This is a genomic window from Frankia sp. CgKIO3, assembly GCF_977946435.1.
The window spans coordinates 20291-41828 of record NZ_CDWTMO010000002.1 but is presented as its reverse complement, the minus strand read 5'-3'; the positions used below and the strand labels follow the sequence as shown (position 1 = coordinate 41828).

Genomic DNA, 21538 nt, shown 5'->3' with positions numbered 1-21538 from the left:
TCCGGTGGAACGGGCGGGGGAGGGCGGAACAGCGGGGGAGACCAGAGCGGGGAAGGTCAGAGCGGGGAAATCCCGATCGCGCGCCGGACCCCGGCGAGCACTGGCCGGGCCCGGTCGCGGGCCCGCTCGGCACCCGCCGCGAGGATGTCGTCCAGCTCGCTGTCCGGGGTGATGAGCTCGGTGTAGCGCTCCCGCAGCGGTGACAGCCAGTCGTTGAGCGTCCCGAACAGGGCGTTCTTCACCTCGCCCCATCCAGTGCCACCCTGCTCCAGACGGCTGCGCATCTCCTTGATTGCCTCGGGAGCCGCGAAGTTCTCGAGCAGGACGAAGGCCGCGGAACTGTCCGGGTCCTTCGGGTCCGCCAGCGGGGTGCTGTCGCTCACGATCCCACGGACGAGTTTCCGTAGCTGCTTCTCCGGCGCGAAGAGGGGAATGGTGTTCCGGTATGACTTGCTCATCTTGCGGCCGTCGATGCCGGGCAGTACCTTCGCCGAGATCCCGGCCGGGAGGACCACCTCCGGGATCTTCAGGCTGAACACGTCACCGAACAGATGGTTGAAGGAGCCGGCGATGTCGGCGGCGTATTCCACGTGCTGCGACTGGTCCTGACCGACGGGGACCACGTCGGCATTCATGATGAGAATGTCGACGGCCATCAGAATCGGATAGTTGAACAGGCCCATGTTGATGCCGGCATCCAGATCGGGGACGCCGGCCTCGGCGTTGCGGTCACGGGCTGCCTTGTAGGCGTGGGCCCGGTTCATCAGACCCTTGCCGGTGACGCAGGACAGCACCCAGGCCAGCTCGAAGATCTCGGGGACGTCGGACTGGCGGTAGAAGATCGTGCTCGTCGGGTCGAGTCCGAGCACGAGCCACGTGGCCGCCACCGAGCGGGTGTAGCTCGCCAACTCCTCGCGACTACGCACGGATGTCAGGGCGTGATAGTCGGCGACGAAATAGATCGACTCGTAGGTCGAGGTGAGCTCCAGCGACGGCCGGATCGCTCCGATGTAGTTGCCGAGGTGCGGCTCGCCCGTCGGCTTGATCCCGGTGAGAGACACCTTCGGCTGTTGCGCTGCCATGGCAGGGCAGTCTACGGACGCGGGGCAGCCGCCGGGACGCCCCAGGTCGTTCTTCGCGGCCGTTCGCCTGCCTGCGCCTGTCTCGGTGGCGGGGTGGGAGATCCGAGCCTCGGTCAGGCGTCTCCGCCGAACAGGCCGGTCACCGACCCGTCCTCGAACACGGCCTTGATGGCCGCGGCCAGCAGCGGGGCGATGGACAGTTCGGTGATCTTGTCGATGCGAGCCTCGCTGGGCAGGGGCAACGTGTTCGTGAGGACGACCTCGCTGATCTCCGAGTTCTTCAGCCGGTCGGCGGCGGGGCCGGACAGCACGCCGTGGGTTGCCGCCGCGATGACGCCCGCCGCGCCGTGCTCCTTGAGTGACTCCGCGGCCTTCGTGATCGTGCCGGCAGTGTCGATCATGTCGTCGACGATGACGCAGGTCCGTCCGTGCACCTCGCCGACCACGTCGAACATCTTCACCTGGTTGGGAACGTCCGGGTCACGCCGCTTGTGGATGATGGCCAGCGGGCAGCCGAGCCGGTCGGTCCACCGCTCAGCCACGCGGACCCGGCCCGAGTCGGGGGCGACGACGGTCACCTCGGACGTGTCCAGCTTGGACTCGATGTAGTTGGTGAGCAGCGGCAACGCGAAGAGATGGTCCACCGGCCCGTCGAAGAAGCCCTGAATCTGGGCAGTGTGCAGGTCGACTGACATGAGCCGGTGCGCGCCGGCGGTCTTGAACAAATCGGCGACGAGGCGGGCCGAGATCGGCTCCCGGCCACGGTGCTTCTTGTCCTGGCGCGCATAGGGGTAGAAGGGCGCGACGACGGTGATCCGTTTGGCGCTGGCCCGCTTCAGCGCGTCCACCATGATCAGCTGTTCCATCAGCCAGGTGTTCACCGGGGCCGAATGGCACTGGAGCACGAAGGCGTCGCAGCCTCGAACCGATTCGGAGAAGCGGACGAAGATCTCGCCGCTGGCAAACTCGTAAGCATTGGTGGGGACGGGCTCGACGTCGAGCGCGGCCGCGACCTCCGCCGCGAGGCCCGGGTGCGAACGTCCCGCGAAGAGCATCAGATTGCGCCGGTTCTCGGTCTGGTAGGCCACCGCGTACTCCTCGGGCGTGACGGCGTGGTCGGGCTGGCGTGGGCAGCCCCCGGGCGGGTGACCCGTTCGGGGGAACGGCCGTGAGGCCGCACGGTTCAACACTCGGGCTTACCCGGTCCCGCCCCTGTTGGCGCAGGCGGGACGGTACCCACGTGCCCGGATCGCCGCCCGCGACTCCGGCGATACCCGCCGGCTGCCGCCCGCGGACCCCGGGCCGCCGACCCGGGCGGGGCAGACCGGGGCGGTGTGCATCCCCTCGCTGGCCAGAAGGTTCGGACGGACGTCTCTTTACATTCTGCTTCCCGGTTTTACGTTCTGCTCCCCGCGCCGGGAATACCGGCGATGCCGGCTTCGCCCTTGCCGGTAGGCGGCAACTCACTCCGGTGCGCCACGTCACCCTGATGAACTGGGATCGGCACGGCGGCCTCGGCCGCGGACGGTTGTGGCATTTCATCGGGACGCTCGGGATCTCCGGCACCGTCGGGGGCCGGGACGCCGGCCGCGGCGGCCGCTCGTGCCGCCGGGCTGCCGGGACGGCGGCGGGAGACCCAGCCTTCGATGATCCGTTGCCGCCCCTCCCGGACCGCCAGCGCGCCCGGCGGAACGTCCTCCCGGATCACGGATCCGGCGCCGGTGTAGGCCCCGTCCCCGACCGTGACCGGAGCAACAAGCATGGTATCACTGCCGATCCGGACGTCCGAGCCGATCATCGTGCGGTGCTTGGCCACCCCGTCGTAGTTCACGAAGACCGTCGTGCATCCGATGTTGCTGCGCTCGCCGACCACCGCGTCGCCGACATACGCCAGGTGCGGGACCTTCGTCTGGTTCCCGAGATCGGCCGACTTCGTCTCGACGAAGGAGCCGATCTTGCCTTCGCAGCCTAGCCGGGTGCCCGACCGGAGATGGCTGTAAGGCCCGACCACGGCCCCGGCGCCGATCTCGGCCTGCTCGGCTGTGGTCCGCAGGACGGTCGCGCCCGCGCCCACTGCCGTGTCCGTCAGGGTGCACTCGGGGCCGATGACGGCGCCGCGAGCGACGTGCGTCCGGCCGTGCAGGAAGGTGTTGGGGGCGAGCGTCGTGTCCGGTTCGAGGATGACGTCGGCGTCGATCCAGGTGGTCTGCGGGTCGACGACGGTGGTGCCGGCGCGCATCGCCACCTCGACAATCCGGTCCCGCAGCACCCGTCCGGCGGCGGCGAGCTGGACGCGGTCGTTCACCCCACCGGCTTCGCCGGGATCGTCCACGACCCGCGCGGCCACCGGCCGCCCGGCGGCGACCAGCAGCCCGACGACGTCGGTGAGGTATTCCTCACCTTGAGCATTGTCCCTGGTCAGCCCTGCGAGTGCGGTCTGGAGTGGGCCCGCGGCGAACGCGTACACGCCGGTGTTGATCTCTCGGATCGTCGCGGTGGCGGCGTCGGCGTCGCGATGCTCGACGATGGCCCGGACCGCGCCGTCGCCGTCGCGCACCACCCGGCCGTAACCGGTGGCGTCGTCGACAACGGCCGACAGGACCGTTGCCGCGGCCGCCCGGGCATGGTGCTGGGCCACCAGGGCAGTGAGCGTCGCGCCGGTCAACAGCGGGGTGTCGCCGGGCAGCACGACCACCGTGCCGCTGGGCGCCAGCTCGCCGAGCGCCGCCAAGGCCACCCGGACGGCATGGCCCGTGCCGTGCTGGCGGTCCTGGACGACCGGGACGACCTCGGGAGCCTGCTCCGCCAGCATCGCCGCGACCTGTTCGCGGCCGTGGCCCACGACGACCGCGGTACGCGCCGCCGCGAGGGCTCCGGCCGCGCTTAGCACGTGGTGGAGAAGGGAGCGCCCGGCGATGTGGTGCAGCACCTTCGGTGTCGTCGAGCGCATGCGCTTGCCCTCGCCCGCTGCCAGGATGATGACGGCCGCCGGACGTGATGATGTCACGCGATCTCCCGAGTCTTCGGACCTGGACAGCGGTGGGGCGACGGCGCCCACACTACCCGTCGATCGGAAGGCGCCGGCAGATGCCACGGCCATCCCGGGAACACGCCGGCCCCGGATTGGGAAATGATGTGTGCCTGTCTGCCGCCGTGGTGATGGTGCGGCGGTGCTTCCGGAATATTCTTTTCGATGGTATTACTGATGGTGCCCGGTAGCTCCGGGCCCGGTAGTGCTCCGCCGCCACGACTCGAACGTGGACTAAGAGAACCAAAATCTCCTGTGCTGCCGATTACACTACGGCGGACCGCGAGAAAACATGCCAACTCTACCATCGTGGGGTGGCTCGGATGGTAAAAGCCGGGCCACCGCCGGCTACCCTGCCGGCCGGCCGGCGCGGGCGGGCGTCCCGGACCGGGTTTGGTTGGCTGCCGTTCATCTCTTCGTCGCCCGACTGCCACTGGCTGTCATCTAATAACATCAAATTTTATTAGATGTCGCTATTCGTCATCGGCTTGTCATCGACCTGCCGGTGACCGTGGTGCGCGGCGGTGCCGATCGATCCGGGTCGGCGACCGATGGTTTGTTTGCGTGGCGGACGTAGAGGCGGGGGGACGTTGTCATGTCGGCGGGCTACCGTGGCGGATGGAGCGCCGGCACAGTGGGCCAGCCGCGACGGACGGAACGAGGCGATGACCGCTACCGACACGGTGACACCGAGCGACAATCGGGTACCGCGGGACGACCGCGAACCCACCACGGGCCCGGTTCCCCGCCGGGCTGATCCCGCGAACAGCCGCGGCAACGCCTCGCGGCCCCGTTCGATGACGAAGGCCCGCGTCGAGCAGGTCGTGATGGTGGTGACGATCGTGGTGCCGCTGGTCGCCCTGGCGGTCGCGATCCCGGCGATGTGGGGGCGGTGGATCTCCTGGCGGGACGTCGTCCTCGCCGTGGTGTTCTACGGCATCACCGGCCATGGCGTGACGATCGGCTTCCACCGTTACTTCACCCACCGCGGCTTCCGGACGTCCAGGCCGGTGCGGATCGCGCTGGCGGTCGCCGGCAACATGGCGATCGAGGGCCCGGTCATCCGGTGGGTGGCCGACCACCGGCGTCATCACGCCTTCAGCGACACCGAGGGCGATCCGCACTCGCCATGGCGTTACGGTCCGGGGACGTGGTCGCTGATCAAGGGTCTCTGGCACGCCCACGTGGGTTGGCTGTTCGACGTCGAGCAGACCGACCAGCGTCGGTTCGCCCCGGACTTGCTCGACGATCCCGACATCATGAAGGTCAGCCGTTCGTTCGCGCTGTGCGCGTTCGCCAGCCTCGCGCTGCCCGCCATGATCGGCGGCCTGTGGGGGGGTTCGTTCGCCGCGGCGCTGGAGGCGTTCTTCTGGGCCGGGCTGGTCCGTATCGCGCTGCTGCACCACGTCACGTGGTCGGTGAACAGCATCTGCCACGTCCTCGGCTCGCGTCCTTACCGGTCGCGGGACCGGTCGACCAACGTGTGGCCGCTGGCCCTGCTGTCGATGGGCGAGTCCTGGCATAACCTGCATCACGCCGAGCCGACCTCGGCCCGGCACGGGGTGCGGCCCTGGCAAATCGACACCAGCTTCTACCTGATCAAGCTGATGGAGACCGTCCACCTGGTGCGGGACGTCCGCTGGCCGGACCCGGCGCGTCTCGCGGCGAAACGCGCTACCGCCTGACCGGGCGGCGGGTGGCGGCGGCTTGTCAGCCACCCTCGATCTCGGCGGCGAGGGTGAGCCAGGCCTCCTCGGTGCTGTCCTTGTCCGCGACGACGGCGCGCAGCTCGGCGTCCAGCGTCAGCAGACGCCCATGATCCGTCGCGGCCTCGGCCAGCTCGTGATGCAGCTCCTGCTCGCGTCGGCTCAGCCGGTCCAGGGCGCGCTCGAGCCGGGTCAGCTCCTTGCGGGCGGCGCGCAGCTCGCTCCCGGACAGGGCGGGCCGCCCACCTGTCCGCCCAGCTTCGGCGATGGTGGTGGCCTGTCCGCCGGTGCCCTGTCCGCCGGTGGCCTGCCCGCCCGCTCCGCCGCCGGAGGCCGACGAACCCCGGGATGACGGTGCCCGGGCCGCGGCCTCCTCCCGGGCGGCCGCGCGCCGGGCGAGGTACTCCTCGATGCCGCCGGGCAGCATGCGCAGGTGCCCGTCGCCGAGCAGCGCCAGCGTCACGTCGCAGGTGCGTTCGAGGAAATAGCGGTCGTGGCTGACCACGATCAGGCTGCCCGGCCACGAGTCGAGGAGGTCCTCGAGCGCGGTGAGGGTGTCGGTGTCGAGGTCGTTGGTCGGCTCGTCGAGGAGCAGCACGTTCGGTCTGGCCATCAGCAGGCGCAGCAGCTGCAGCCGGCGGCGTTCGCCGCCGGAGAGGTCCCCGACCCGCGTCCACTGCCGCGACGACGGGAGGCCGAACTGCTCGAGTAACTGGCCGGCGGTCCGTTCCCGGCCTTTCTCGACCTCCAGGACCCGCCCGACCTGTTCGACGGCCTCCAATGCCCGCAGTGGCGCCGGTAGTTCGGCGATCTCCTGGGACAGCAGAGCCGGTCGCACGCTGGCCCCCACCCGGACCCGGCCGGCGTCCGGCGTCACCGCACCCAGCAGCACGCGCAGCAGGGTGGTCTTGCCGGCTCCGTTGACACCGACCAGCCCGATCCGGTCCCCCGGTCCGACCAGCCAGGTGACGTCGTCGAACAACGTCCGGTCCCCGATCCGGACCGTGACATGCTCGGCGTCGTAGACGTCTTTGCCCAGCCGGGATGCCGCGAAGCTGCGCAGCGCCATGGTATCCCGGGGCGGTGGCTCGTCGGCGATCAGCGCATTGGCCGCGTCGATGCGGAAGCGCGGCTTACTGGTCCGGGCGGGCGGGCCGCGGCGTAGCCAGGCGAGTTCCTTACGCAGCAGGTTCTGGCGCCTGGCCTCGGTGGCGTCGGCCCGCCGGGTGCGTTCGGCCCGTGCGAGCACGTACGCGGAATAGCCGCCCTCGTACGCGTCGACGCGCCCGTCCACGACTTCCCAGACCCGTCCGCACACCTCGTCGAGGAACCAGCGGTCGTGGGTCGCGACGAGCAGTCCACCGCGGAAGCCGGCGAGATGCCGGGCGAGCCAGGTGACCCCCTCGACGTCCAGGTGGTTCGTCGGCTCGTCCAGGATCAGCAGGTCGGTGTCCTGGACGAGGAGCCGGGCCAGCGCCACCCGGCGGCGTTCCCCGCCCGACATCGGCCCGACCGGGTCGTCGAGCCGTTCGAGCAGCCCGAGCCCGGCGAGTATGCCCCGCTGCCGGGGATCCACCGCCCACTCGTGCTCGGCGACGGTGCCCACGACAATCTCGCGCACGGTGCGCTCGGCGGGGAGCACGTCGGCCTGCGCCAGGGTGGCGACCCGGGTGGAACCGGCGGGCACGACCCGGCCGGCGTCCGGGGCCACCTCGCCGGCGATGATCCGCAGCAGGGTGGACTTCCCGGCCCCGTTGCGCCCGACGACCCCGATCCGTTCCCCGGCGCCGATCCCCAGGCTCACCCGGTCGAGCAGCGTCCGGGTGCCGAACGCGGCGTCGACGTTCTCGAGGCTGACCAGGACGGCGCTCACGGCGCTTCGCCTGCCCCCTCCACCATCCTGGCGCCGCTCGCCGGCCCGGAGGCCCGGCGTACCGCGCGGGCGACCCCCATCCCGGCGAGGCTTGCCGCGAGCGCGATGTTCTCCTGCGCTCCGGCCGCGAGGAAGGCGCAGGTCGGACCGGAGCCGCTCACGATCGCCCCGACGGCTCCCAGCTCCCGGCCCGCCTCCAGGACGCGGCGCAGGGACGGCCGAAGCCGCAGCGCCGCCGGCTGCAGGTCGTTGACCAGGGCGGCCCCGAGCTGACCGGGGTCGCCGGTGCGCAGCGCGGCGAGCACGTCGTCGGCGGGGGTCGGGCCGGTCCGCAGTTTGCCCTCGGTCAGCCGGTCGAACTCCTTGTAGACCGCGGGGGTGGACAGGCCGCCGTCGGCGAGCGCGAACACCCAGTAGTACTCGCCCGTCGCCAGGACGTCGGTGAGCTGCTCGCCGTGCCCGGTGCCGAGTGCGGTGCCGCCGGCCAGGGGGAACGGGACGTCGCTGCCGAGCTGGGCGGCGAGCCGGGTCAGGGTCGCCCGGTCCAGTCCGGTCTGCCACAGCGCGTCGCAGGCGACGAGCGCCGCCGCCGCGTCGGCGCTGCCCCCGGCCATCCCCGCGGCGACGGGGATGCCCTTCGCCAGGGTGAGATGAACACGTTCCGAGGTGATGCCCGCGGCCTCGGCAACCAGGTGAGCGGCCCGGACGGCGATGTTGTCCCGGCCAGTGGGGACGATGGAGACCTCCGGCGTGGGCGTCGCCGGACCCAGCGACGCCGGGTCGGCGCCCTCCCCGGACACCTCGACGGTCACGACTACGTCCCCGCCGGACCGGCCGTCCCCGCCGCCGTCGCCGGTGGTCGATAGCCCCGAGCCGTGGAACTGCGGGGGATCGACCGACGTCGCCGAGACGTCGTCGAACAGCGAGACGGCCTGCAGCACTGTGATGATGTCGTGGTAGCCGTCCGGTCGGAGCGGTCCGACGCCGAGATGCAGGTTGACCTTGGCCGGGGCTCGCACGGTGACGGTAGCGGGGCCGGCTCCGGCGTTTCGGCGCGGACCCGGGTGGGATCGAGGCAGCGGATGCTCCTTCGCTCGGACGCACGCGCCCGCTGGGCGGCGTGGCGTTCGGTGGCGGCCGGCACCCAAACCTATCCGCCCGCGCCGGGAGCGGATGAGCGTCCGCCCGCGAAGGATCGCGAGGGGCGCAGCGAATCGGCCCCCGGCGACGCGGCGGGGACGATGCGCGCTTCCGTTCAGTAATCGTAGCTGTGCCGACGGGAACGGGTTGTTGTCCGACCGGAGAATTCGGGTATCCCTGATCGTGAACGACCGCACCGGAGAGCGCCCGGACGGATCGTCCCTCGACGTCCCGCTCCTGGTCGGACCTGACCCCTTCCACCGCTTTGGGCGCTCCGACGATGCCGGCCAGGAAGGAGCACCATGACCACCACAACCAGCGCGGCCGGGCCCGAGGCGAAGACCTCGGACGCAGGTGGTGCGCGTCGCACCACCGTGCCGGAGCGCAAGACGTCCACCGAGCTGGTGACCGGCCGGGGCCGGACGTCGATCGCGGACGCCGTCGTCCGCAAGATCGCCGGTGTCGCGGCACGCGAGGTCTCCGGGGTACACAGCCTGGGCTCGGGTGGGGCCCGCGCGATGGGTTCGTTCCGGGCCCGCATCCCCGGCGCGTCGGCCAGCGTCTCCCAGGGAGTCGCGGTGGAGGTCGGGGAACGGCAGGCCGCGATCGACCTCGACGTCGTCTGCGACTACGGGGTCTCCATCGTGGATCTGTCCCACTCGATCCGGCACAACGTCGTCACCTCCGTGGAGGGAATGACGGGCCTGGAGGTCACCGAGGTGAATATCGCGATCGACGACGTCTACATCGGCGAGGAGGAATCGGAAGAGTCGCGGCGGGTCGAATGAGTACGAACCCGACGGCGGCCGGGCCGGTGAGCGGGTTCGCTTGGGATCCGGATGCCGTGGCCCGGACCGTGCTGTCCTGTCCCGGTGTCGTCCGGCTCATCGGCGCGCCGGTCCGGCACGAGGATCGTCACCGCGTTCCGGACGGCGGGGCGGGTGCCGCGGCCGAGGTCGCGACCTACCTTCCGGGCCGCCGGGTGGAGGGGGTACGGGTACGGCCGGACGGGATCCTGGTGCAGATCGTGTGCCGGTACGGGGAACGGCTCGGTGAGCTCGCCGCCCGGGTGCGCGCCGCGGTGCTGGCGGCCGAACCCGGCTGTCCCCGGGTCGACGTCGTCATCCGTGATCTGGCGATTCCGGATCCGGACCTGTCGTGCCCGGAGGGGCCGGACGCGGCGGTGGTCGGTCCGGAGACGCTCCGTTCGGGGGTGCCGGATGCGGGGGTGGCGGAGATGGGGGCGTCATGACCTCCGATCGGCGGCAGGAGTCATCCCGACGCCAGCTCGACGCCGCCCGACGCAGGGCCGAGATCCGCGCGTTCATCCGCACGCACCACCCGGATCGGGGAGGTGATCCACAGGCGTTCGCCGCCGGCCTGCGGGCCCTGCGATCCGCGCCGGACGGGCCGGCTGGGCCGGACGCGCCGGGTGTTCCGGGCGTCCGCCTCACCACCCATCATCGGCCCACCGCCGCGGGCATCCTGTTCGCCTGGGTTCGCGGTCGCGGGCGCCGGTGTCCCGACTCCGCGCGCCGGTGGTGGTCGTACCGCTGGGTGCGGTTCGGCCCCGGCCGTGGTCCTCGGGTGCGCTGAGGCGACACCGGATCCGCGGGACCGCACCCCGGGCCCGGTTCCATGTGACGATCACGCGGGACGCCCCTCGATCTGCCGGTCCAGAGGGGCGGACCGGGTACCGCGGCCGCAGGATGGGCCGGGCTGGATGGGCTGGGAAAGGGGAAGAGCCACATGCGATCGAGCGCGCTTGGCCTGATCATCGGTCTGATCGCCGGACTCGCCCTCGCCTTCGGGGGCTTCGGCGAGTTTCTGATCGTGCTGGTCTTCGGTGCGATAGGGCTGGTTATCGGCAAGGTGGTGGATGGTGATCTCGATATCACCCGTTACGTGGGCGGTGACCGGCGTCGGGGGCGGCGGTGAACGAGAGGGAGCGTGTGCGACCGGGCCGTCCCGCGGGTAGGCGGTCAGGGGCCGGTTCCCTGCGGGTGGCGGACCGGGTTGTCGAGAAGATCGCGGCCATGGCGGCGGCGGACGTTGTCGGCGTTACCGGACCGCCACGCAGATTCCCGCGCCGTGGCGGCGCGCGGCGTCGTGGGCGTGCCGGGCGGCCACGGGTCTCGGCGAAGATGGAGGGAGCCACCGCCCGGCTGACGATGTCGTTCTCCGTGCGTTACCCGATCCCGGTCACGGAGACGGCCGAGCTGGTCCGTTGTGAGGTGCGGGACCGGGTCGCGGCGCTCACGGGTGTGCGCGTGGCACACCTGGACATCGAGATCCCGTCGCTGTCCTCCGATGGGTAGCGGCCATCTTCTGTCCCGCCGGTTCGCGTTCAGAGCACGGGTAACAAGACCACGGGTAACAGGCAAGGCTGGGCTCGGTGAGAGGAGGGTGCCGTGTGGGTGGGGCGTAGAATCGTTGCCGGACTGCTCGCCGCGCTGACCGCGGCCGCCGGGGTCATCACCGTCATCGAGATCGTGGCTGCGGCCGGCGGTGGCAGGGGCTACGCCGTGGTCGACTGGCCGGCGTGGGCGGACGGCCTGGCGGGCACGGCCTGGTCCTCCGGGGCGGTCCGACTGGCCGCGGGGATCTGCGTTCTGGTCGGCCTGCTGCTGATCTGGCTCGGAGCGCGGCGCGGAACGCCGTCCCGACTCACCGTGCGGCGCAGCTGCGCGCAGACCATTGTCTTCGTCGAGCGGCGAGGGCTTGCGCGGGCGCTGAGCTCCGCCGCCCTGACCGTCGACGGGGTGCGGGCCGCCCGGGTTCGGGTCCGTGACCGGACCGCCGACGTCCGCCTGCGTCTTCGGCCGCGTGCCGCCGGTGGCGCGCGGGAGCGCGCGGGTGCCGTCCTGGCCTCCTTGCTCGCCTCCTTCGAACTGGCTGAGCCGCTCGAGCTGCGCATCCAGGCGACCCCACCGGCCGCGGACCGGACCGTCAACGGGGCGGGACGGACCGGTGGCGGTGCGGCATGACCGAGACACGGGCAGCGGGAGGGCAGACCGCCGAGGGCCGCTCGGCGGGTGGCGGGGTACCCACGGAGCCCGGCGGTGGGCCGGCCGGGCTGTCCGAGCCACCGCCCGACCGCCTCAACCGGGTCGCCCTGGTCGGAGTCGGGTTGCTCTGCCTCGCGGCCGGTGTTCTCGCGTTGCTGGTGGGGGCCGGTGCGTTCGGAGACGACGTCGCCGACGAGGCGGTGCTCGATGCCGACACCCGTTCCTACCCGACCTCCCACACCTGGTTCTGGCTCGCCGTGGGGATCGGTTCCGGGCTGGTCGTCCTGCTCGCCCTCGGGTGGCTTCGGGCGCAGACGGCGCTGGCGGCGCGGCGCCGTGGACTCTACGTGACGGATGATGCGCTCGGCGGTGTCCATCTGTCCGCCGCGGCACTGACCGACGCCGTCGAGGACGACGTGTTCGGGATCGCGGGCGTCGAGGCGGTGCGGGCGGTGCTGCGTGGCCGGCGGGAACCCGTGCTGGAGATCGCGGTCACCGTTGTCCCGGGGTCGGGGGTCGCCGGCGTGCTCGACGACATCCGTGGCCCGGTGCTCCATCGAGCCCGGACCGCGGTCGGTCGTCCGCGGCTACCCGCCAAGGTGGAGGTCCGCCCCGCTGCCACCATCCGGCCGCAGGTGCGCTGAGGTGCGGCCCGGCGTGACCGGGCAGGGTGACCAAGGCCGCGACGCACCAAGGGTCTTGACAGAACGGGGTCGTTTCCCCCTTGCCGTGGCGCGTCCGGTACTGTGAAGGACCGCGCCGCGGTGGTTCCACCGCCCTCCGGCGCCGGATCCCCAGTTTAGGAAAGGATGAGCGCCGCCATGTCCGAGGTCCGCATCACCGCGGAGCCGCGCACCGAGTTCGGTAAGGGCGGGGCTCGTCGCACCCGTCGGGCCGGCAAGGTCCCGGCCGTTCTCTATGGTCACGGTAAGCCGCCGCGTCACATTGCGCTGCCCGCACACGACCTACTCCACGCCTTCAAGACCGACGCCGGCACGAACGTCCTGTTGACGCTCGAGCTGGCCGCGGGGACCGAACTCGCGCTCGCGAAGGACGTCCAGCGCCACCCGATCAAGGGCAGCTTCGAGCACATCGACCTCGTGCTCGTAGCCCGGGGCGAGAAGGTCGTGGCCGATATCCCCGTGCAGGTGATCGGGGAACCATACCCGGACACCCTGGTCGACCAGCAGGTCACCACGATTGCGGTGAAGGCCGACGCCACCCGGCTGCCCGGCCCGATCGAGGTCGACATCACCGGGCTCGAGCCGGGTACGAGCATTTTCGCCCGCCAGCTGGTGCTGCCGGCCGGCTCCGAGCTCGACGCCGACCCCGACCTGGTCGTCGTGCAGTGCCTGGCCAAGCGGACGAACGCTCAGCAGGAGGCCTCGCTCGGCGAGACTCCGGTGGCGGAGGAGGCCGGCGTCGCGAGCGCGTCCGTCTAAGCGGATCCGCTCCATCGCCGATGTTGTCTGCCGATGGTAACCATCCCGGCCGACGATGGGCCCTGGCTCGTCGTTGGCCTCGGCAATCCCGGACCGACCTATGCCGGCAATCGGCACAACGCCGGCTTCATGGTCGTGGACCTGCTCGCCGAGCGGACCGGGTCGCGGCTGAAGTCGCACCGTTCCCGGGCCGATGTCGCCGAGACCCGCCTGGCCGGGGCGCGGGCGGTCCTCGCCCGCCCGCTCTCCTTCATGAATCTCTCCGGCCATCCTGTCGCGGCGGCCCGGAGCTTCTACAAGGCCGAGGTCTCCCGGCTCATCGTGGTGCACGATGAGCTTGACATCCCCTTCGGGGCTGTGCGGCTCAAACGCGGCGGTGGGGACAACGGCCACAACGGTCTGCGGTCCATCTCCTCGGCGCTCGGGACACGGGACTACCTGCGGGTCCGGGTCGGCATCGGCCGTCCGCCCGGCCGGATGGATCCGGCCGACTTCGTGCTGCGGGACTTCACCCCGACCGAACGCCGTGAGCTGCCCCTCCTGCTCGAACACGCGGCCGACTCGGTCGAGATGCTCATCGCCGACGGTCTGGAGCCCGCGCAGAACCGCTATCATGCGTTGCTCTGAACCGCTCGACGGACACCGCGTGTTTCTGCCGGTCCGGTGGGCACTCCGGGTGCTTGGGTACTTCAAGTGTTGGTGTGGATGCGAAAGGTCAACGGCATGGCCGGTTGCCGGGAAACCGGGGGGCGGAGGCTTCGTGCACTGGCATGAGCATGAGGGGGAGAGAAAGGGCGGGCGAGCGCGGAGGAGTGCCGGATGCTGGCGTTGACGGCGGGCCCGCCGGCCGATGGTCGGGCATACAGCGTCGTGGCCCTCGGGGCACACGCGGACGACGTGGAGATCGGCGCCGCTGCCACGATCATGCAGTTGCTGGCCGCCCATCCGGAGGCCGCCGTGCACTGGGTGGTCTTCTCGAGCGAGGGCGAGCGCGGCTCGGAGGCGGAGGAGAGCGCGCGTGAACTGCTCGGCTCCTCGCTCGGTTCGCTGCACCTGCACGAGGTCCGGGACGGTTTCCTCCCGCGGGAGTGGAGCGGGGTCAAGGAGGTCCTGCTGCAGATCGCCCGCCAGGTCACCCCGGACATCGTGTTCGCCCCGGCGCTCGCGGATGCCCACCAGGATCACCGGGTGCTCGGCGAGCTGGCGTGGCAGGCCTTTCGCGGGGCGCTTATCCTCGGCTACGAGATCCCGAAATGGGAGGCCGACCGGCTGTCCCCCAGCCTGTACGTCCCGATCCCCGAGGAGACGGTCGGGGCAAAACTCGACCATCTCAAACGTCATTTCCGCAGCCAGCAGGACCGTGCCTGGTTCGACGACGAGACCTTCCGCGCAACCCTGCGGCTGCGCGGCGTCGAGTGCGGGACGCGCTACGCGGAGGCGTTCGACGCCCGCAAGGTGATGCTCACCTTCTGATATGTCTCCCGCCCACCGGTCTCCCGCCCACCACCCTCCTCCGTCGGCCCGGTGAGGCCCGGCGGGAAGGACTCAGGCTGGCGTCAGATGTTCCTGGATGCGACCGATGAGTGCCGCGTGGTCGAGTTCTTGTAGCACGTAGGCCCGGCCGGCTGTTCCGATCTCGGCCGCCTTCCAGGGCTGTTCCAGCAGGCCGCAGGCGGCGTCGGCGAAGGCCCCCGCGTCCTCGGCGACGAGGAGGTGGGTACCGGGCGTCCAGCCGAGGCCGCGGCTGCCGGTGGGTGTACTCACGACTGGCGTTCCCGTCGCCATTGCCTCGATCGCCTTGATGTTCACGCCGGATCCCGAACGCATCGGGTTCACCGACAGGGTGGCCGTGGCGAGGTAACCGGCAACGCTCGGCACGTCGGTGTGCAGCTCCACGCCCTCGAAGCCACCGAGCCATGCCGCTAGGCCCTCCTCCGGACGCCGCCCCACCACCTGGAAGGTCGCGTCGGGATGGCGGACCCGGATCGTCGGCCAGCAGCCGCCGAGGAACCAGCGCAGGGCTTCGATGTTGGTCGGGGTGTCCAGCGAGCCAACAAAGATCAGCTTCTTGCCGGCGCCGTCCCGAGGTGCCGGCTTCCGGCCCGGCGGGGCCGACCCGGCCGGGCCGGTGCCGGTCGGCTCGGTGCCCGTCGATGCGGTGAGGGCACCGACAGGCAGGAACGGCGGCAGGTGGAACGTCGGGATGCTCGCCCGCGTACGCCGCCAGTTGTGGTCTTCCAGCGAGATGTCCGCGATGCAGGTGATGAGCGGAGAGTGGTGCATCGAAAGCTCCGCCAGTCGCAGTTTGTGATACTCCAGCTCGTAGGCGACGGTGCGCGGCCCCGAGCTGTTGCGGGCCAGCACCCGGAAGAACTCCGAGTCGACGTTGTGCGCGCGCACCAGATGTGGCAGCTTCCAGATCCGGGCGACCTCCTCGCCGAGATGCGACGTCCGGCAGCTGTAACTGATCACGGCGTCGGCTCGTGGCGGCGTCGACTCCAGCGCGCGGCGCAACGGGCCGACCGGCCGGGAGGCGTGCATGAATGGCCGGGCCGTCAGGTGTGCCCGTGGGCTGTCGTCACGAGGCAGCCGGATGACGGCCGAACCCGGCACGGCCTCCTCGTACGCGGCGATATCCAGGTTCTCCCGGGAAGGCACCAGGACCTGCATCCGAACGCCGGCCGCGGAGGCCGCGGTGAGGAAGCTGAAGGTCTCCACCCGTCCGCCCGCGTCCGCTGGGAGAAACGGTTCCTCGACAACGACGATCCAGCGCGTGGAGTCGCTCACCGGACAACTGTAATGACCGTGGGGTTGGGTAACGACTGCGGGCTCGGTACTCGTGCGGGGTGTCGCGGACAGTTGCAGGTAGATGACAAGAGTGTCGTGAGGTGAAGGTGGGGTCGAGGTGCGCGCATGTCCGCCGGGGGGTCCATCCGATTCCGCGGGACGACTTTGGCGCGGTGCGGGTGCCACGGCTGCGCGGCGTCATGGCGTCATGGCGTGTCATGGAGTCAATGGCGCCGTACCGCAAAGGACGGAGCCGTTGGTTGTGGCTGACCGGCGGAACGCTACGGTAACCGCTATGACAGGTGTCCGGACCATCGGTCGAGGTGCCGCCGTCGCGGCGCTGGGAGCCACAACCGTTTACGGTCACGTTTTGTATCCGATCTATATCGGATTGCGCAGTCATGGCCTGGAGTCGACGGCACCGCCGGACCCTGAGATCTGGCCGGGATTGAGCGTGGTCGTCTCCGCCTATCGCGAGTCGGCGGTGATCGGGGCGAAACTGGATGAACTCACCGGCACGGACTATCCCGGGCCGATGGAGATCATCGTCGTGGCCGACGATCCGGAGACGGCCGAGGCCTCGCGCCGGCCCGGCGTGCGGGTGCTGTCGTCCGGGGAACGCCTCGGCAAGGCGCGGGCGGTCAACCAGGGAGTCGCCGCCGCCACCCACGAGCTCGTGGTGCTCACCGATGCGAACGCCGTGCTCGCGCCCGGTGCCCTGCGGGCAGCCGCCCGCCATTTCACCGACGAGACGGTCGGCGCGGTGGCAGGGGAGAAGCAGGTCGACGATCCCGACGGCGCTCAGGGCTTCTACTGGAAGTTCGAGTCCTGGCTGAAGCGCCGCGAGTCGGCGACCGGCGCGACCATCGGCGTGGTCGGCGAGATGCTGGCCTTCCGCCGCCAGGCGTTTCGGCCCCTGCCCGCGGACGTGGCCGTCGACGATGCCTGGCTGGCTCTCGACATCCTCGAAGGGGGGCTGCGGGTCGTCTACGAACCCGAGGCGTACTCGATCGAGTCGTTGAGCCCGGACTACTCGGCGGAGTGGGAGCGGCGGACCCGCATCGTTGCTGGCAACCTCGACATGCTCTGGCGGCGCCGGGCGGCGCTGGTGCCCGGCGCGCTGCCGGTCACCCCGCAACTGTGGGGCCACCGGCTGGTCCGCTCGTCGTTCGGCCCGTTGGCGCAGGTCGTCCTGGTGGGGCTCGCCCTCCCGGCCGCCCGCCGGAGCTGGATCGCCCGGCTGTTCCTGGCGGGCAACGCCGTCGGCGCTGTGAGCACCGCGGCGCTGCTGACCGGGCGCACGCCGCCCGGTCCGACCCGCCTGGTCGCGCAGGTCTTCTTCCTCCAGGCCGTCGCGCTCGGCGGGGTGCGGCGCTTCGTGGCCCGGGGCCGGCCCGCCGTCTGGCCCAAGCCGGAGCGGCCGGCCGTGGCCTCCGCGACGTCACCGGCGCCCACGGGGCCGGTCCCGCCACCGGGGCAGACGACGCCGCCCGGCCCGCCGACCGAGCTGGCCCCGGCCGGCAACTGACCCAGTCCGGCAACTGACGCCGCTGACGCCGGCCGGAACCGGCTTTGGCTGGCAGAACCCACCTCGGCCCGTCACCGGCTACGCCTATCGAAATACCATCCCGCCCTGGGGCGGGAATACCGTGTGGTACAGGACCGCAGGACCGCAGGACCGCAACACCGCACGAGGCGTGGACATCCACCTGAGTGCGCGTCAGCACACGCAGTGAGGAGCGTGCCGCCATGTCCGTCGAGAAGCCCAACTGGTCCAGGTGGCAGTACGAGCTGGTACTGGTCAGTTTTCACAGCCGTGGCCAGCTCGAGCAGCTCTTCGCGACCCTTCCGTTGGACATGCCGATTGTGATCATCGATAACGCCGAGGGCGTCGACCGCGTTGACGAGCTGATCGCGGGCCGGCCCAACAGCCGTTACCTTGACTCCGGCGGCGGCAAGGGATTCGCGAAGGCCGCCAACATGGGCATCCGTTCGTCGCGCTACGAGTACGTGGTGCTCGGCAACCCGGACAGCCGGCCCACCGTGGAGGTCATCGACACGCTGGTCGACGACCTCATCGCCGATCCCGAACTGGTGACCAGCGCGGCCACCATGAAGGGGCACGACGACAAGCCCGAGCTCGGTAACGGCGGCTGGGAGCCGACGCCCCGCCGGGTGCTGCTGCACGTGCTGGGAGCGCACAAGGTGGCGCCGAGCTCGGCGCTGTTCGCCCGGCCGACACCGGGCCGCCCGATGAACCCCGAGTGGCTGACCGGCGCCTGCATGGCGGTCCGCCGGTCCACCTTCCTCGAACTAGGTGCCTTCGATGAGACGTTCTACGTCTACAACGAGGACATGGCGCTCGGCCGGGCGATCCGTGAGGCGGGGCTGCGGCAGAAGCTGCGCACCGATCTGCTGGTACCCCACGGGGCGGGAGGTTCCGGGGCCGGTAAGACGTGGATGCTGCAGATGCGCGGTGCGTCCATGGTGCGTTATCTACGTAAGCACAATGCGCCGGCCCGGGTGAACGTGATGCGCTCGATGCTCGTCGCCGGCTACGCCGGACGTACGGTGCTCTCTCGAGCCCGGGGCAGGAAGGCAGTGGCTGACGAGCACGCCGCATATATCAAGGGCCTGCTGGTCGGGCCGCCGGCCAAGTAGCCGCGCCCGTTCCCTCGTTCGTTCCCTGCCTGTTCAGCGGGCTGGCTGTCCGATTCGTCCCTCTGGACAGGTAGGGAAGTGAACTCGGTGGTCCCGGGCTCAGGTGAAGCGGGCTACCCGCCATTCCCGGCGACCGCGGCGGACCAGGATGACCGAGCCGTGCAGCAGATCCTTGGTCCCGACGGTGGCTTCCACGCCGACCCGTTCCCCGTTCACCAGGACCGCACGGTTGCCCAGGTGCTCGCGCGCATCCCGCTTGCTGCTGGCGAGGCCGGTGGTGATCAGCAGATCGACGACCGGCCAGCCGTCCTCCTCGAGCCGGGCGGCTGGCTCCTCGACCGTGGGCACGTCGGCGAAGACGCCGGAGAGCAGATCCGCGCCGATCGCCTTCACGTCCCCGCTGAACAACGCTGCCGACGCCGCCTCGGCCGCGTCGACCGCGGCTTGGCCGTGCACCAGTGCGGTGATCTCCCGCGCCAGGTGACGCTGCAACGCTCGCCTGCCCGGAGCCTCGGCGTGCTCGGCGAACAGCCGCTCCAGCGGCTCACGGTCGATGAGCGAGAAGAACAGGGCGAACCGGCGTGCCTCGTCGTCAGACAGATTGATCACGAACTGGTACAGGGTGTAGGGCGAGGTGCGGTCGGCCGAGAGCCAGACCGCTCCCTTCTCCGACTTGCCGAACTTCGTGCCGTCCGAACGCAGCAGCAGCGGGCAGGTCAGCCCGTGTACCTGGGTGCGCAGCACCCGCCGTACGTAGTCGATCCCGGCGACGATGTTGCCCCACTGGTCGGAGGCGCCCATCTGGAGGGTGACCCCGTGGTCCTCGCACAGGCGGCGGAAGTCGTACGCCTGGAGCAGGGAGTAGCTGAACTCGGTGTAGGTCAGGCCGAGATCGGGATCGTCCAGCCGCCGGCGCACCGAGTCACGGCGGACCATCTCGGTGACGGGGAAGTGCTTGCCGACGTCCCGCAAAAATTCGATCATCCCGAGTCCGCCGAGCCAGTCGGCGTTGTCGACGAACTGCGGGAGCTGGCCGGAGTCCAAGGCCCGGGCGAAGACGGATTCCATGATCTCCTGTTGTCCGAGCATGTTTGTCCGTACCTCCTGGGCGGTGAGCAGGCTGCGTTCCACCGACTTGCCCGACGGGTCGCCGATCAGACCCGTGCCACCGCCGAACAGGGTGACCGCGCCGATCCCCGCCCGTGCGGCCCGGATCAGCAGGGTCATCGGCAGCAGGTTGCCGATCGTCAGCGAGGGGGCCGTCGGGTCGAAGCCGATGTAGCAGCGCCGCCGTCCGCTGTCGAGGTGCTCCCGCAGTTCGGCGGGATCGGTGCTGTCGTGGAGGAGTCCACGCCAGGACAGCTCGTCCAGGAGCGCGTGTGTCATGGGCCCATGGTAAAAGTGGCGCGCCGGTCCACCGTGTCACGGCGAGATCACCCGGTAGGGGAGTGCGGGCGGACGCGGCTGCCCGTGCGGCCCGGCCCCGCCCGCGCCGCGCGCTGCCAGGCGTACAGCAGATGTGTCACGATCCCGAGCAGGACGCCCAGCGAGGCCGCGATGCCGAGCCCGGCGGCCCAGGCCAGTGGCGAGAGTTCCGACGAGCCCGGGCCGGCTGCGCCGATCTGACCGGTGCTCGTCGGACCGGTGCTCGTGAGCGTGGCGTCGTCCCCGTGGGTCGTCGCGTCGTCGGCGGATCCCCGGGCCTGCCCGCCGGGCATGATGCGGCCGGCGGCCGGCGCGGGTCCGCCCACCCCCCAGCGCGTCGGTTCCGACAGCAGCGGATTGGTCCTGACCACCGGCACGGCCCGGGTCAGCGCCGCGACGGGGTCGACGATGCCGAAGCCGAACTCATCGTCGCGGCCAGGAGGGCCCGCATCCCGCGCGGTGTAGACGAGCCGCTCGATGACGTTGGGTGCGTCCAGGTCCGGCTGGGCGGCCCGGATGAGGGCGACAACGCCCGCGACGATCGCCGCGGAGTTCGAGGTACCGCCCCCGGTGTCCAGGCCGTCCGGGGAGACCCTGGTCGGGACGGGGGCCCGGATACCGGGGGCCGGCGCGGCGATGACGGCCCGCGGCCCGCGGGCCGATTCCCGCCAGAAACCATCAGCGGCCGTCGATCCGGTCACCGCGACCATTCCCGGGATGCTGGCGGGGGAGTTGATCGCGGTGTCGCCGGACTCGACGTTCCCCGCCGAGGCGACCACCACCACGTCGTGCGCGAGGGCGTAGCCGACCGCCTTCTCCTCGTCCGGGGTCGCCGCCCCCGCCGAGCCCAGGGAAAGGTTGATGACGTCGGCGCCCAGATCGACCGCCCGGCGGATGCCGATCGCGACCTTCTCCGAGTTCGCCTCGGCGCCGGTCGAGACGGGCAGGATCTTGGCGGCCGGGGCGATGCCGCGGACCTCGGGCCGGCCGTTGTCGTTGCGACCGGCGATGATGCCCGCCATGGCGGTGCCGTGCCCGTTCGGATCATTGTCGCGCCAACCGTCCCGCGCCGCCCCGGGACCGATACCGGTACCGGGAAGCAGCTGACCCCACAACTTGGGCTGGCTGGCGTCGACCCTGCCGTCGATGACGGCCACCACCGTGCCCGCGCCCTGGCTGATCCGGTGTGCCTGGGCGAGTCCCAGGACAGCGTGGTACCACTGCGAGCCTCGGGCGGGCGCGATCGGAGCCGGGTCGGGCCCGGCCGCGTGCGGCGGGACGACGGCGCCGGCCGGAGCGGTCGTCATCACGAGGCCGACCAGCAGCGCGAGGCCGACCAGCAGGCCGAGCATGGCGCGGTGGTGCATGAGGGGGTCCTGCCTCCGG

The 21538-nt window shown here is 71.0% G+C and carries 21 protein-coding genes and 1 tRNA gene; 13 read left to right on the top strand and 9 right to left on the bottom strand.

The features are described 5' to 3' along the window. Positions 1-56 precede the first annotated feature (56 nt). The 4 genes from AC08OJ_RS00615 to AC08OJ_RS00600 form a co-directional block, all read right to left on the bottom strand. Complete coding sequence (locus AC08OJ_RS00615; RefSeq protein ID WP_476594827.1) at positions 57-1082, bottom strand: tryptophan--tRNA ligase; 1026 nt, start codon at positions 1080-1082, stop codon at positions 57-59. A 113-nt stretch (positions 1083-1195) separates the two neighbouring features. Continuing rightward, positions 1196-2170 (bottom strand): ribose-phosphate diphosphokinase, encoded by a 975-nt coding sequence (locus tag AC08OJ_RS00610; RefSeq protein WP_462186364.1) that lies wholly within the window; start codon positions 2168-2170, stop codon positions 1196-1198. Positions 2171-2478: 308 nt separating this feature from the next. After that, positions 2479-4089 carry a bifunctional UDP-N-acetylglucosamine diphosphorylase/glucosamine-1-phosphate N-acetyltransferase GlmU gene (glmU, locus tag AC08OJ_RS00605; protein ID WP_476594826.1) on the bottom strand — a complete coding sequence of 537 codons (1611 nt, stop codon included), beginning with the start codon at positions 4087-4089 and terminating at the stop codon, positions 2479-2481. Between the two features lie 229 nt (positions 4090-4318). Then, positions 4319-4390 (bottom strand) — tRNA-Gln (locus AC08OJ_RS00600). 385 nt (positions 4391-4775) lie between these two features. Between AC08OJ_RS00600 and AC08OJ_RS00595 the strand changes: the two genes are divergently transcribed. Then, positions 4776-5795, top strand: a complete 1020-nt coding sequence (locus tag AC08OJ_RS00595; RefSeq protein ID WP_476594825.1) for an acyl-CoA desaturase — start codon at positions 4776-4778, stop codon at positions 5793-5795. Positions 5796-5820: 25 nt separating this feature from the next. Here AC08OJ_RS00595 and AC08OJ_RS00590 read toward each other — a convergent pair whose 3' ends face one another. Together AC08OJ_RS00590 and AC08OJ_RS00585 are read right to left on the bottom strand one after the other, a co-directional pair. Then, entirely contained in the window at positions 5821-7689 is a 1869-nt protein-coding gene (locus tag AC08OJ_RS00590; protein ID WP_476594824.1) for an ABC-F family ATP-binding cassette domain-containing protein, read from the bottom strand. Further along, a complete protein-coding gene (locus tag AC08OJ_RS00585) occupies positions 7686-8708 on the bottom strand; it encodes a 4-(cytidine 5'-diphospho)-2-C-methyl-D-erythritol kinase (protein ID WP_476594823.1) in 1023 nt (340 codons plus the stop codon). The genes AC08OJ_RS00590 and AC08OJ_RS00585 overlap by 4 nt, the downstream gene beginning before the upstream one ends. Positions 8709-9131: 423 nt before the next feature. Here AC08OJ_RS00585 and AC08OJ_RS00580 point away from each other — a divergent pair, with 423 nt between their 5' ends. The 10 genes from AC08OJ_RS00580 (at position 9132) to AC08OJ_RS00535 (ending at position 14752) form a co-directional block, all read left to right on the top strand. Continuing rightward, complete coding sequence (locus AC08OJ_RS00580) at positions 9132-9617, top strand: Asp23/Gls24 family envelope stress response protein (RefSeq protein ID WP_462186369.1); 486 nt, start codon at positions 9132-9134, stop codon at positions 9615-9617. Continuing rightward, positions 9614-10081: a hypothetical protein gene (locus AC08OJ_RS00575; RefSeq protein ID WP_476593135.1), complete on the top strand. Its 468-nt coding sequence runs from the start codon at positions 9614-9616 to the stop codon at positions 10079-10081. Before AC08OJ_RS00580 ends, AC08OJ_RS00575 begins: the two co-directional genes overlap by 4 nt. Then, on the top strand, positions 10078-10425 hold the full coding sequence (locus AC08OJ_RS00570; RefSeq protein WP_476593134.1) for a GTP-binding protein: 348 nt from the start codon (positions 10078-10080) through the stop codon (positions 10423-10425). The genes AC08OJ_RS00575 and AC08OJ_RS00570 overlap by 4 nt, the downstream gene beginning before the upstream one ends. Before the next feature lie 153 nt (positions 10426-10578). Then, on the top strand, positions 10579-10767 hold the full coding sequence (locus AC08OJ_RS00565) for a DUF2273 domain-containing protein (protein WP_462186371.1): 189 nt from the start codon (positions 10579-10581) through the stop codon (positions 10765-10767). A 65-nt stretch (positions 10768-10832) separates the two neighbouring features. Next, complete coding sequence (locus AC08OJ_RS00560; RefSeq protein WP_476593133.1) at positions 10833-11147, top strand: Asp23/Gls24 family envelope stress response protein; 315 nt, start codon at positions 10833-10835, stop codon at positions 11145-11147. A gap of 99 nt (positions 11148-11246) precedes the next feature. Continuing rightward, positions 11247-11816 carry a DUF6286 domain-containing protein gene (locus tag AC08OJ_RS00555; RefSeq protein ID WP_462186373.1) on the top strand — a complete coding sequence of 190 codons (570 nt, stop codon included), beginning with the start codon at positions 11247-11249 and terminating at the stop codon, positions 11814-11816. Next, on the top strand, positions 11813-12481 hold the full coding sequence (locus AC08OJ_RS00550; protein WP_476594822.1) for an Asp23/Gls24 family envelope stress response protein: 669 nt from the start codon (positions 11813-11815) through the stop codon (positions 12479-12481). Before AC08OJ_RS00555 ends, AC08OJ_RS00550 begins: the two co-directional genes overlap by 4 nt. A gap of 177 nt (positions 12482-12658) precedes the next feature. Continuing rightward, a complete protein-coding gene (locus AC08OJ_RS00545; RefSeq protein ID WP_476593130.1) occupies positions 12659-13279 on the top strand; it encodes a 50S ribosomal protein L25/general stress protein Ctc in 621 nt (206 codons plus the stop codon). Positions 13280-13312: 33 nt separating this feature from the next. After that, entirely contained in the window at positions 13313-13906 is a 594-nt protein-coding gene (gene pth, locus AC08OJ_RS00540; RefSeq protein WP_462203374.1) for an aminoacyl-tRNA hydrolase, read from the top strand. Between the two features lie 192 nt (positions 13907-14098). Beyond that, a complete protein-coding gene (locus AC08OJ_RS00535; RefSeq protein WP_476593129.1) occupies positions 14099-14752 on the top strand; it encodes a PIG-L deacetylase family protein in 654 nt (217 codons plus the stop codon). Positions 14753-14824: 72 nt separating this feature from the next. Here the strand turns inward: AC08OJ_RS00535 and AC08OJ_RS00530 are convergent, their stop codons facing one another. Beyond that, positions 14825-16066, bottom strand: coding sequence for a glycosyltransferase (locus AC08OJ_RS00530; RefSeq protein ID WP_476594821.1), 1242 nt, complete (start codon positions 16064-16066; stop codon positions 14825-14827). A 295-nt stretch (positions 16067-16361) separates the two neighbouring features. On the opposite strand from AC08OJ_RS00530, the gene AC08OJ_RS00525 reads away from it, so the two are divergent. After that, positions 16362-17594, top strand: a complete 1233-nt coding sequence (locus AC08OJ_RS00525) for a glycosyltransferase family 2 protein (protein ID WP_476593477.1) — start codon at positions 16362-16364, stop codon at positions 17592-17594. Between the two features lie 221 nt (positions 17595-17815). Next, a complete protein-coding gene (locus AC08OJ_RS00520; protein ID WP_476594820.1) occupies positions 17816-18727 on the top strand; it encodes a glycosyltransferase family 2 protein in 912 nt (303 codons plus the stop codon). 99 nt (positions 18728-18826) lie between these two features. On the opposite strand, the gene tyrS is transcribed toward AC08OJ_RS00520, so the two are convergent. Continuing rightward, a complete protein-coding gene (tyrS, locus tag AC08OJ_RS00515; RefSeq protein WP_476593479.1) occupies positions 18827-20113 on the bottom strand; it encodes a tyrosine--tRNA ligase in 1287 nt (428 codons plus the stop codon). Between the two features lie 47 nt (positions 20114-20160). Next, positions 20161-21519 (bottom strand): S8 family serine peptidase, encoded by a 1359-nt coding sequence (locus tag AC08OJ_RS00510; protein ID WP_476594819.1) that lies wholly within the window; start codon positions 21517-21519, stop codon positions 20161-20163. Positions 21520-21538: the final 19 nt, after the last annotated feature.